Genomic DNA, 12,247 nt, shown 5'->3' with positions numbered 1-12,247 from the left:
ATTTGTGGGCTTCCCGGCTTTTTCAGACATCACGAGATGACCTTGAGTACGTTAAAGTCCCTCGCCCTATCTTCGACACCTGGACCGAGCTACTTTGCCATGCCGCCTGATTGGATAAAGTCGAGCTAAGAACGGCTTCCCCACCAGCGGTTGCATAAACCATTAGGGAAGTAGCGCCGCAGATTGGGGCTGAATACTGGTATAGGCAGGGCCTTCTTCGGCCCAATTTGTGGCTATGGGCATGGACGCGCGAATAATGCCCCTAGGCCCTGCCGGAGTCTGAACTACATCAGCAGACGCTATAGATCGTTGACCATTATCGACGGCAGATGCCTGAAGTTCTGAGTAGGTTGCAGCACCATAAATCTGGTTGTATTTGCCCCCCAAGAAAAACAGAACATTCTCTAATTTAGAGGGCATATCGTCGGGGATATCCCCGCCATCTGCAACGCGGCGAAGGTCGATACCTGTTATATTTCCTCAAATTTGCCCTTAAAGGGCTGAAAAACCTCGTGTCGGCGGCTCAAGCCTGCCGCCTGGCATTCAACTAAATCAAGCGAAAAGCCCTGAATCTAAACGGCTCGGGGCTATTGCTTTGGAGACTTTCATTTTCGCATGGTCCCTTTTTGGACATCTTTAGGCGAGTTTGGGGGGTGGATTGGAGAAAACTGGGGGAATTTTTGGGGGAATATTCGGACGATAGCCACAGTCTCCAAAAAGGGAAAAGGCTCCTAAGGGGCTATCTGACGATGAGGACGTGAATCCCTTTACCAAACGACGAATCGAGAAGCGTTTTATGTGGCGATTTCTAGAGCCAAGCGGGCGGTGACCTTGTACACCACCACCAGCCAGGCTGATCTGGTGCGGCCTAGGTGTCGCGGGTCAAGTAGAACGTGAGTGACTATGTGCCATTACCTCAACATCTCGCTACCTGCGGCTGAAGCTGGAAGCCGAGGGAGAACCGCGTCTGATTCAAACGGTGTGCGGGGTAGGCTATGTGCTGCGGGCTCAGGACACTAGCCTCATTTCAGTAATTTATCTAACACAATTAACATTACAAACCCTGTTCTGGTGCTCTATGGAGCCACACCTCGACTTCGCGTTCTACATAGTCCCACTCTTTGCTAGCCCTCATACGTTGCAACAGATCTTTGAACGCCTGGGCATGCTCTGGGGCAAACTCAAACCAGGTGAGAAAGTCGAAGGGTTCACCCAGGTCGCGACAGTGGTGCAGTCGTCGGGCCACCTCAGGTAGATATTCCATGCCTACGGCGGTGTGGTGAGACTGTTCCTCAAAAATGGCGCGGCGTTCATCCTGGGCCAAATCCCACCACTGGGCTGTTTTTTTGATGGGAATCAACACCGCACAAAGGGCCTCTGACCGATTTAGGGCCGGCTGTACGGCCCTCAGCATTGTTAATTCATCGCGTTTAGAGTAGCGAATGTTACTGACGACGCTTTGCAGCATCCAGACGCTATTGGCCGGCAGTTCTGCCACGACATTGTTGACGACACTTACCCGCCTAGCGGGGGCTAAGCTCTCTCCAAAAATAGTTCGCATGTCGGTCACTTGCCACGGCCCTTGGTCGCTACCAACAAATGAATATCGGTTGGTCATAGGGCATCCTTGCGGCTGAGGTAATGTATTGGAGGCATTGCTTTTGGGGCTGAAGCACCCAGGGAACGGTGGCCGATAAACCTATTTACCAAAACGATAGGGTAAAAGGATGGGCAGCGACTACAAAAAAGCCCTTGCTCCAGAGAACAAGGACTTAATCTAAGTGCTGGGCTGATGACAAACTTATAGGGAGTTAGTCATCAGCGTGGCGTTTAACCTAGTCCTTCTCTAGATTTTCTCGACGAATTTCGTCTAGGCGAGAAGCATCTTTGTCCAGATTGTCACGGCGAAGTTGCTCGAAATCTACGCCGCCTGAAACTTCTTTCAATTCGTCATCAGACAGAGCTTCACCTTCAATAGTTGCGGCTTTAGAGGTATCTTCAATCATTGGGAAAGTCCTTTTGCTTGACTTGCAACTACATCCTAAAGCTCGGCATTGAGATTTGTCTGCCTGAAAAAATCTGTGCTTGCTCTAGGGCCATCCTTAAGCTTCCCTGAGAAATAGGCCAAATGGAGAATTTTGGGGCTTCTGAACGCAAATATAAATCAAACGTCTAATACCACTGGTAGGGGCAAATGGCCGCTTTCCCCTACTATATTTATGCTTTAACTCAGTAAGACCAATTTTTTCAAGAGTCTGCTGTATATAGATCGGAAATTGAATTATGACTTTGTATTGAATAGCGATCGATATTAAATTCAGATGGAAAGCTAGCTTCTGTGTGGCAAAAGCTTTTTCTAAGGCCTTGATCTAGCTTATTTATAAATCTCTTATTCTCTTCTCATATTCCTTAAATAAAGAAACAAATTCTAGGTATTAGGCTTGCCAAATCTGACTCCAAAACTGTTGGATAAAATCTTTTATTTTTGTAAACCAATGATTTATTGGTAGCAAGAATCTAGGATGGTTTTGCTGCCTTGATTAGGTCAATGATAGATACCCTTTTGCGAGTATTGAGTAACGCCGATTTAGACTGGATGATTGCCTGCGGTGACCATCAGCGGTTGGCAGCAGGCGATCGCTTATTGCAGCCCTACATCGACCCCGATCGCCTCTCTATTGTCATTGAGGGTAGCCTGGGCGAGAGTTTTGCTGACCCGCAGAGGGCTGTGGATGAGGTGGTACTGCTTGATGACCTAGGGCCAGGGGAGATGATTGGCTTTAGCCCCTTGCTCGATCGGCCAAGCCTGACGACAGTCACAGCGCTGACGTCAGCGCTGTTTTTATCGCTGCCTATGACCCAGGTTCAGGCCAAGTTAGCCGAGGATGTGGCCTTTGCGGCCCATTTCTACCATGCGATCGCCCTCCTGCTTTCTAACCGCCTGCGCCGCCTGTTTGAGCAGCCCGATCGCATTCAGTTTGGGGGCAATGGCTCTACTACTAAACCAGTCTTTGACCGTCGCGCTAGCAATGATGTGCTGACGGTGTTTGGCGAACTGCGCGACAGCGATGTGGATTGGCTCACCGCCTTTGGCCAAACCGAAACTGTTCCGGCGGGTCGGGTGCTGATCCGGGCGGCCCGTCCGGTAGAGTCGCTCTACATTTTGCTTGATGGCCAGCTAGCGATGTCGGCTATCCAGGGTACTTTTAACCCCCTGGTCCGGTGCTTTTTGGGTCTAGATGCGACCACCCACTATCCGTCAGATTTTGCCACTCTCACCCAGGGCAGCATGCCGGGAATTGTTTCGTTTCTGGATTTTCGTCCGCTGCCGGTGATGGTGCGATCGCTCACCGCAGCCTTAGTCTTTGCTGTGCCCCGCCAGACTCTGATTACCAAGCTCCAAGTCGACGACAGCTTTGCCTCTCGCTTTTACCGGGTGATCGCCATGCAGCTTATGGAGCAGTTGCAGACTGTCAGCATGCGGATGGTCGAACCTGATGGCATGGCCAAAAACCGGCCCAGCATGGCCATGGATGATGAAGAACTGGATATGGACGACCTGCACCAGGTTTCAGAAGGGGCCAAAAAGTTTGGCTGGATGCTGGCTCAACTGGGGGTAAACCACCGTGGCTGAGCGCAACGCCCAGAGCTTATTTCGCCCAGAATCCCTCGAACGGCTGTCGTCTCCCGAACGGCTGGACGAGTTGATGAAACTGGTGACGCTCAAGACCTGGCTACCCCTGGGCACCTTGGGCCTGCTGCTGGGCCTGGGTTTGCTGTGGAGCGTCTTTGGGCGAGTGCCCGTCACCACCCACGGCAGGGGGCTGCTGGTGCAAGAGGATGATTCCCCTCAACTGGTGGCGATTTTGCTGTTCGACAACCGCTACCGAGGGCAGCTCCGCGCGGGCATGGAGGTGGTGCTGATGCCCGAAACCCTGGTGGTCTACAACGAGCCGGGGGTACCTGCCGAGGTCATCCAGGTCGTTGAGCCGGAACCCCTCACCCTCAGCCAGGCGCGCAACGGCGAAGACCCCTACGCCGGAGGGCTAGAAGTATTGGCCCACCTGACCCCCATGGACCAGGCGATGCCGCCCAACACCATTGTGCCGGGGGTGGCGGTAGAGGGGCGCATCACCCTGGCCCAAAAGCCGCCGATTGTGTTTGTGCTGCCGTTTCTAGACCGAGATTAAACGTTTGAACGTTGGCACGTTCAAACGCTCACGCGTTCAATCCCTGTTACCCACTGCCCAGTCGCCTTTAATCATGGTTTTCCTCATCCCCCCCACCAAACCCCGCTCTGGACGGGTCAAAACCCCCACCGTGCTGCAAATGGAGGCGGTGGAATGCGGTGCGGCGGCCTTGGGCAAGGTGCTGGGCTATTACGGCAAAATTGTGCCTCTGGCCGAGCTGCGTCAGGTCTGTGGCGTGTCGCGGGATGGGGTGACCGCCGCCAGCCTACTCAAGGCGGCCCGCAGCTATGGTGTGGAGGCCAAGGGCTTTAAGAAAAGTCTGGAGCGCGTACTGGAACTAGAGCCGCCCTTCATTGTGTTCTGGCACTTCAACCACTTTCTGGTGGTGGAGGGACGCGACGCTCGCTGGGTTTACCTCAACGACCCGGCTTCTGGCCCCCGCCATATTACCCTGACGGAGTTTGACGAGGGCTATACCGGCATTGCCCTTACCTTTGCCCCAGGGCCAGGGTTTCAAAAGGGCGGGAAAAGGCCGAATATGGCGCGATCGCTCTGGCAGCGGCTGCACCGCTCCTGGGGCATCCTGCTGCTGGCTTTAATCGCAGGATTGTTCCTCGTGCTGCCCGCCTTAGTGCTGCCCGCCCTCAGCCGCATTTTTGTCGATTCTGTGCTCCTGGAGGGACGGTTTGACTGGTTGCCCTACCTATTAATAGGGCTGTTGCTGACGGCGGTGGTGCAGGGGTGGCTGACGGCGTTGCAGCTCAGGTATTTGCGATCGCTCCAGATCAAGCTCGCCGTCGGCACCACCAGCCGCTTTGTCTGGCATGTGCTGCGCCTGCCCGTGGGCTTCTATGCCCAGCGGTTTGCCGGCGAAATCGCCAGCCGCATTCGCCTCAACGATGAGGTCGCCACGGTACTCTCGGGGCGGCTCACCAGCACCCTGATCAGCCTCGCCCTGGTGCTGTTCTACGCCCTGGCGATGGCCCAGTACGATGTGCTGCTGACGGCGATCGCCGTTGGGTTCGCCGCCATCAACGTCGCCACCTTGCAGTGGATTGCTCGCGAGCGGGTGAATGCCAACCTGCGATTGTCCCAAGAAACGGGGAAGGCGGCGGGGGTGGCGATCGCCGGTCTGCAAACCATGGAAACCCTCAAAGCCTCCGGTTTAGAATCTGACTTCTTCGCCCGCTGGGCAGGCTACTACGCCAAATCGATCAACGCCCAGCAAGACCTCGGCCTCACCAACCAAATCCTCGGCATTTTGCCCAGCTTGCTCTCTGCCCTGGCCAACCTGGCTCTGCTGGTAGTCGGCGGCTGGCGCGTCATCAACGGTGACCTCACCATCGGCATGCTCGTCGCCTTTCAGCTGCTCATGGTCAGCTTCCAGCGCCCGGTCAACAACCTGGTGCGCTTCGCCAGCACATTGCAAACCCTGCAAGGGAATTTGACAAGGCTGGATGATGTGCTGAATAACTCTGTGGATCAGCAGCTTCTCAATGATGAGGAGATGAGGGGATGGAGAGATGACGAAGAAGTAAGCCATACAGAAACCCCAATCCAAAGTTCAAAATTCAAAATTCAAAATTCAAAACCCTCTTCACCTTCCCATCCCCACCGCCTCAGCGGCTCCATCACCCTCCACGACCTCGCCTTTGGCTACCATCCCCTCGAACCGCCGCTGATTGAGGGCTTGAGTCTGTCGATTCAGCCGGGTCAGCGAGTGGCACTAGTGGGCGGTAGTGGTTCAGGGAAGTCAACCGTCGCCAAGGTGATTGCCGGACTGTACGAACCTCGTGCCGGAACCATCTACCTCGATGGCGTGCCCCGTGCCCAAATTCCCCGTGCGGTGCTGACCAACTCCATCGCCGTAGTGGAGCAGGATATTCTCATTTTTGCAGGCACCATTCGCGACAACCTCACCCTATGGGATACCACCATTCCCGAGGTTGAGCTGCGCCGGGCGGCTCAGGATGCCGCGATCGAAGAGGCGATTTTGGCGCTGCCCTACGGCTACGGGGCATCTCTGTTAGAAGGGGCCGCCAACCTCAGCGGTGGGCAGCGCCAGCGGCTCGAAATCGCCCGCGCTCTGGTCGGCAATCCCTCAATTTTGATCTTGGATGAAGCCACCAGCGCTCTCGATACCGAGACCGAGCAAATCATTGACCAGAATCTGCGGCGGCGGGGCTGCACCTGCATCATCGTCGCCCACCGCCTCAGCACCATCCGCGACTGCGACGAAATTTTGGTGTTTGACCAGGGCGAAGTCGTGCAGCGCGGTACCCACGAGGCGCTGTGGGAGGAAGGGGGGCTGTATAGAAAGCTAATTCAGAGCGAGGGAGGGTGACATGGATTTTGGATTTTAAAACCCTGGGCAAGGCAATTTAAGCTCTCAAAATACAACCCCGTAGGGTGGGCACTGCCCACCACCCTGCCCCGCCATCATTCCATTACCTATGCTTTCTAAAACCCTTGCCGCTACTCACCGCACAATAACCGCCAATCAGCCGCTGCTGCTGACTGACCTGACTCAGCTCTGGCAGGTGAAATCGGGCCGGGTCGCGGTCTTCGCGGTGCCTTTCGCCAACGGCCAGCCCAGCGGCGAAAGGCGCTTTCTCTTCACCGCTGGCCCTGGGGAAGCGCTTTTTGCTGCCGACCCCTGCCCGGTCACCCACCTGGGCCTGATGGCCGTTGCCGTGGAACCTGCTGAAATTGCTGCCCTGGCTCTGAGCGAAATCGACGCCACCGACTGCCCCACCTCCCTGCTCAAAGACCTGATCGACCCTTGGATTCACCACTGGGGTACCATCGACGGCTTTCCAAAACCAGCTCAAACTGGGCAGGTGCCAGAAATTCACTACATCTCGCTTACCCGTGGCCAGATCTGCCGCCCGGATACCCAGGTGCTGTGGATTCGTATGCAGGAGGGTACCGCCACCTGGATGGGCAACCCCGCCTTTCCGCTCACCGCTGAGCTGGGTTGCTTTCCCCTGGGCCGGGGCACCTATATGCAGGCTCAGGATCATATTGAGTTTTTTGCCCGACCCACCGCCGAGGTCAAATCTCGCAAGGTGCTGATTCGGGGCATTGCCCAGCTCCACCGATACTGCTTTAGCACCCTGGAGCAGATCGACGCCCGCAATCAGCGTCTGGGCCTGAAGCGGTTTCAGCAGCGCCAGCAGCTCAATCAGATTGTGACCGAGAACGTGGTTCACAGCCTGGCGGGTGTCTTGGAGGGCGATCGCATTGACTCGACAGAATCCCCTTTGCTGGCGGTGGCCGGAGCCGTCGGTAAGGCCCTGGGGGTGACCATTCAACCCGCCGCCCCGTCGGAAAATGCGGCGCGGAATAAGGAGCCGCTGGAGGCGATCGCCCGCGCTTCCCAACTGCGCCTGCGTCGGGTGCTGCTGCGGGGTGAATGGTGGCGGCAGGATTGCGGCCCGCTGGTGGCGTATACCAAGGAGGGGCGATCGCCCGTGGCCCTGCTGCCCACCCCCGGCCCCCGGTACGAAATTTACGCGCCCGGTGGACTTTCTCCCTCCCCCCCCCTTCAAAATTCAAAATTCAAAACTCAAAATTCAAAACTTCCCACCTCCCCAACCCCACCACCCCATCACCTCCCCCTCACCCCGACTCTCGCCGCCCACCTCGACCCTGTCGCCTTCGTCTTTTACCGCCCCCTGCCCACCGGCGACCTCAACGCCCTGTCGCTGCTGCGGTTTGCCTTTCGCGGTCAGGGGCGCGACTGGCTGATGATTGGCCTTACTGGGGTGGCGGCGACGCTGATTGGCATGGTGGTGCCCCAGGCGACGGCGGTGCTGGTGGATACGGTGGTGCCCTACGGCGATCGCGCCCTGCTCTGGCAAATTGGGTTGGGTCTGCTGGCGGCGGCCTTTGGGGCAGCGGGCTTTCAGTTAGCGCAGGCGATCGCCACCCTGCGGGTCGAAACCGGAGCCGATGCCCATCTACAAGCCGCCGTGTGGGATCGGCTGCTGACGCTCAAGACCAGCTTCTTTCGCCAATACCCTACGGGCGACCTGGCCTCGCGGGTGTCGAGCATTTCTGCGATTCGCCGCAAGCTGAGCGGTTCGGCGCTGCAAGGGCTGTTTGCGGGCATCTTTTCACTGCTGAACCTGGGCTTGCTGATCTACTACAGCCCTTTGCTGGCGGGCGTAGCTATCATCGTCGGACTGATAGTCATGGTCGTTACCGTGGCCTCTGGTCTGGTGCTGGTGCGTCGCTACCGGCCTTTGCTGGAAATTCAGGGTCAGCTCTACGGTCTGGTGGTGCAGCTGATCAACGGCATTGCCAAGCTGCGCATGGCCGGGGCCGAGGAGCGGGCCTTTGCCGCCTGGGGCCAGCGCTACGGCCAGCAGCTGCGCCTCACCCTCAGCACCCAGCAGCTTGAGGATGCCGTGGCGGTGTTCAACACGGTGCTGCCGATTGTGACCACCGTGGCGCTGTTTTGGCTGGCCAGTCTCATGCTGAACGGTGATGCCGACCTATCTACAGGTACGTTTCTCGCCTTTTCCGTCGCCTTTGGCACCTTCATTGCCGGGGCCACTAGCCTCAGCGATACTCTGGTCGATTTGCTCGACATCGTGCCCCTGTGGCAGCGGGCCAGCCCCATTCTGCAGGCCGAACCCGAGGTGAATTTGACCAAGGCCGACCCCGGCCAGCTCTCGGGGGCGCTGTCGATGGATCGGGTCACCTTTCGCTACAGCGACGAGGGGCCGGTGATTCTCGATGACGTGAGTTTTGAGGCGAAGCCGGGGGAATTCATCGCCTTAGTGGGGCCGTCTGGCTCGGGAAAATCCACCGCCATGCGCCTGCTGCTGGGGTTTGATGTGCCCCAAGCGGGAACCGTTTACTACGACGGGCAGGCGCTGTCGGGGCTGGATGTGGTGGCGGTGCGCCGCCAGTGCGGAGTGGTGCTGCAAACCAGCCGCCTCAGCGCCGGGTCGATCTTTGAAAACCTGGCGGGGGGAGCGCTGATTTCCCTGGATGACGCCTGGGATGCTGCTGAAAAGGCGGGCCTCGCCGCCGACCTACGCGCCATGCCGATGCAAATGCACACGGTGGTGAGCGAAGGGGGCAGCAACCTGTCGGGGGGCCAGCGCCAGCGCCTACTGATCGCCCGTGCCCTAGCGGTGAAGCCCAAAATCATGCTGATGGATGAGGCAACGAGCGCGTTGGATAACCGGACGCAGGCGATCGTCACCGAGAGCCTGAATCGCTTGAAGGTGACGCGGGTGGTGATCGCCCACCGCCTCAGCACCATTCGCCACGCCGATCGCATTTACGTGCTGGAGGTGGGTCGCCTGGTACAGCAGGGCAGCTTTGAGGAACTGGCAAGTCAGCCGGGATTGTTTAGTCAGTTGATCAGGAGGCAGATGACGTGAAGTTCTCAAGTTTTTGGCCCTATAGGTTAGAAATTTCTAGACCTGTGAGATGCCCTAGAGGATCCCCCCTGCCCCCCTTGAAAAGGGGGGTGCCGAGGGGATCTTTGATCGCAAAGGATTGGGGGGATCAGATCCCGCCATAAACGTCCTTTCCCTCAGGTGATGAACTTTATATGCAACGGCACGGGTCGGTGCATTTTACTTAACCCAAAGCCCGCCTTAAAACGTGCGATACATCACCTAGTGAAACCCACACGACCGTTTAAACTTTTATGCTAAGCGCCAGCTTTTTGAGAGCCGTTAGAATCTTGCATAACCCCTTTGACTTTGGTGTTCCCGAGGCTCACCCCCAAGAGCCGACGCTGGATTTGGCCCAGGCCAACCAGGTGTTGCAGGCGTCGTTGAGCAAGCTGGCCGATGAACCCAATCTAGAGAAATTTTTGGGCCATTTGCTGACGGTGTGCAGCGATCGCTTTATGGCCACTGAAGCGGGCATTTGGCGCTACGAAAACGGTCTGTTTCGCCTGTTTGTCTCCTACGAAGACGGTCAGATCAAGCATGAAGAGAGCATTGGCCACCCCGGTGCATCCCTGGCCACCGCCCGCAAAATTCAGAACCAGCATGTGCTGGCCCGGCTGCGCAAGCGCGAGATCATCAGCGACTATGCCGAGCAGTTTGCCACGGAACCCGTGTACGAACATTTTCGCGACTACTTTCGGCGACGGGGTATTCAGGCGGCGCTGAAGATTCCGCTGTTTTTGGGGGATGACCTGCGAGGCATTTTGGTCATGCGCTTTCGGCACCGCCGGGTGTTTAAACCCGAAGAGGCCGAGCTGGCCTTTGCGCTAGCTAACCAGGCGGTGCTGGCCCTAGAACTGACTCGCCTGGCGGAGGTGGCCCAGACTGCCGCCATCATGGAAGAGCGCAACCGCCTGGCCCGCGACATCCACGACACCCTGGCTCAGACTTTTACCAGCATTCTCATGCGGCTCCAGGCGGCGGCGCTGACCCTCGACGAGGGGGGCGGGGCCGGGGCCAGGGCCAATATCGATCGCGCCTGCGATCTGGCCCGGGAAGGGTTGGCCAATGCTCGCCATTCGGTGCAGGCGCTGCGGCCCCCGGCTCTGATGGGGCGATCGCTGTCGATGGCCCTGGCCGACGCACTCCAGCAGATGACCGAGGGCACCCCGCTGACCAGCGAGTTTCGCCTGGAGGGGCAGCCCGTAGCCCTGGCCGACGACATCGAGCTAGAGCTGTTTCGCATTGCCCAGGAGGCAATTACCAACAGTTGCAAGCATGCCCAAGCCCGCACCCTTGCGGTGCAGCTCACCTACCAGAGCGATCGCCTGCGCCTGATGGTGGGGGATGACGGGGTGGGGTTCATTCTGACCAAATCTACGGCCCTGCGCGGGTTTGGCTTGATCAGCATGCAGCAGCGGGCCGAGCGCATTGGCGGAAATTTGACCATTTGCAGTGACCACAACCAGGGCACCCAAATTTGCGTGGTGCTGTCGATCAGCCGGAGCCAGACCCATGGTGATGCAGTCTAGACCTATGTCCACCCGTCAGCCGCCCGCCACGACAATTCGCGTGATGATTGCCGACGACCATCCGGCCCTGCGGGAGGGGCTGTCCGCCCTGCTAGAGCGCCAGAGCGACCTTCGGGTTGTGGCCATGGCTGCCAATGGGCAAGAGGCCGTCGCCCTGGCCCGCACCCACCAGCCCGACGTCATTTTGATGGATCTGCGGATGCCGGGCCTGGAGGGGGCCGACGCCGTAGCCACCATTTGCGATCAGTGGCCCGAGGCCCGCATTATCATTCTCACCACCTACGACGGCGATGAAGATATCTACCGCGCCCTGCGGGCCGGGGCGAAGGGCTACCTGCTCAAAGATGTGCCCTGCGAAGAGCTATTTATCGCCATTCGCCAGGTACACGGCGGGCAGAAATACATCATGTCCCAAGTGGCCCAAAAGCTGGCCGATCGCTTCCAAAGCTCTGAACTCACCGAGCGTGAGCTAGAGGTGCTGCAACTGCTGGTGCAGGGCAACACCAACCGCGACATCAGCGAAGCTCTCTGCGTAGCCGAGGGTACGGTGAAGTTTCACGTGCGCAATATTTTGGATAAGTTGGGAGCCTGCGATCGCACCCAGGCCGTCACCATTGCCCTCAAACGCGGTTTGGCCCGCCTCTAGGTCATGCCAGCCATTGATGAGATGTAACCGGCACCGCTAATAGAGCCATCGCCGCTTTGGTCAGGACATCCAGAAGCCCTCAGAAACGTGTGAACGTTCATCTGGGAAATGTCGCAACCAGACTGGCTACAGCTATGCAGATGCAAAGCTGTCCTTAGCGCCCAAGTTTCTGAATAAAACCCTGGGCGCTAAGGACAAATCATTTCATCGTCTAAGAGGGCGTTTGAAAAGTGAGTCGCTGTAGCTTTAGTTACCGGCTGATCCCCCCTGCCCCCCTTAAAAAGGGGGGTTATAAAGTCCTCCTTTTTATAGACGCTTGCGGCTTCCCGCAGGGTAGGGGGATTTAGCGATTATCTTGATTGTCAACCACTTGTGGCTGGCGTAGCGGTCTGAGCAGGTAGTGTATCCTTCGCGTTTCGCCAAGATTGACCTTGGGTGACCAGCGCATTGAGGATGCCTAAC

At 57.6% G+C, this 12,247-nt stretch carries 8 protein-coding genes and 1 pseudogene; 7 read left to right on the top strand and 2 right to left on the bottom strand.

Annotated elements, in window-relative coordinates; genetic code table 11:
• Nucleotides 1-928: 928 nt before the first annotated feature.
• Nucleotides 929-1,006: pseudogene (locus VB780_RS14000) on the top strand (DNA-binding response regulator); the annotation flags it as partial.
• 48 nt (nt 1,007-1,054) lie between these two features.
• Here the strand turns inward: VB780_RS14000 and VB780_RS13995 are convergent.
• Both VB780_RS13995 and VB780_RS13990 read right to left on the bottom strand, forming a co-directional pair.
• Nucleotides 1,055-1,618 carry a chlorite dismutase family protein gene (locus tag VB780_RS13995; RefSeq protein ID WP_323351780.1) on the bottom strand — a complete coding sequence of 188 codons (564 nt, stop codon included), beginning with the start codon at nt 1,616-1,618 and terminating at the stop codon, nt 1,055-1,057.
• 217 nt (nt 1,619-1,835) lie between these two features.
• Complete coding sequence (locus VB780_RS13990; RefSeq protein ID WP_323351779.1) at nt 1,836-2,006, bottom strand: bacteriocin; 171 nt, start codon at nt 2,004-2,006, stop codon at nt 1,836-1,838.
• A 542-nt stretch (nt 2,007-2,548) separates the two neighbouring features.
• On the opposite strand from VB780_RS13990, the gene VB780_RS13985 reads away from it, so the two are divergent.
• The 6 genes from VB780_RS13985 (at nt 2,549) to VB780_RS13960 (ending at nt 11,785) form a co-directional block, all read left to right on the top strand.
• Nucleotides 2,549-3,634: a cyclic nucleotide-binding domain-containing protein gene (locus VB780_RS13985; protein ID WP_323351778.1), complete on the top strand. Its 1,086-nt coding sequence runs from the start codon at nt 2,549-2,551 to the stop codon at nt 3,632-3,634.
• On the top strand, nt 3,627-4,190 hold the full coding sequence (locus tag VB780_RS13980; RefSeq protein ID WP_323351777.1) for a hypothetical protein: 564 nt from the start codon (nt 3,627-3,629) through the stop codon (nt 4,188-4,190). Before VB780_RS13985 ends, VB780_RS13980 begins: the two co-directional genes overlap by 8 nt.
• A 73-nt stretch (nt 4,191-4,263) precedes the next feature.
• Nucleotides 4,264-6,534, top strand: a complete 2,271-nt coding sequence (locus VB780_RS13975; RefSeq protein ID WP_323351776.1) for an NHLP family bacteriocin export ABC transporter peptidase/permease/ATPase subunit — start codon at nt 4,264-4,266, stop codon at nt 6,532-6,534.
• Nucleotides 6,535-6,643: 109 nt separating this feature from the next.
• Complete coding sequence (locus VB780_RS13970; protein WP_323351775.1) at nt 6,644-9,589, top strand: NHLP bacteriocin export ABC transporter permease/ATPase subunit; 2,946 nt, start codon at nt 6,644-6,646, stop codon at nt 9,587-9,589.
• Between the two features lie 308 nt (nt 9,590-9,897).
• Nucleotides 9,898-11,139: a GAF domain-containing sensor histidine kinase gene (locus VB780_RS13965; protein WP_323351774.1), complete on the top strand. Its 1,242-nt coding sequence runs from the start codon at nt 9,898-9,900 to the stop codon at nt 11,137-11,139.
• Nucleotides 11,123-11,785 carry a response regulator transcription factor gene (locus tag VB780_RS13960; RefSeq protein WP_323351773.1) on the top strand — a complete coding sequence of 221 codons (663 nt, stop codon included), beginning with the start codon at nt 11,123-11,125 and terminating at the stop codon, nt 11,783-11,785. The genes VB780_RS13965 and VB780_RS13960 overlap by 17 nt, the downstream gene beginning before the upstream one ends.
• Nucleotides 11,786-12,247: the final 462 nt, after the last annotated feature.

The organism is Leptolyngbya sp. CCNP1308, assembly GCF_034932455.1.
GTDB lineage: Bacteria > Cyanobacteriota > Cyanobacteriia > Phormidesmidales > Phormidesmidaceae > Nodosilinea.
This window is presented reverse-complemented; position numbering and strand designations above follow the sequence as displayed.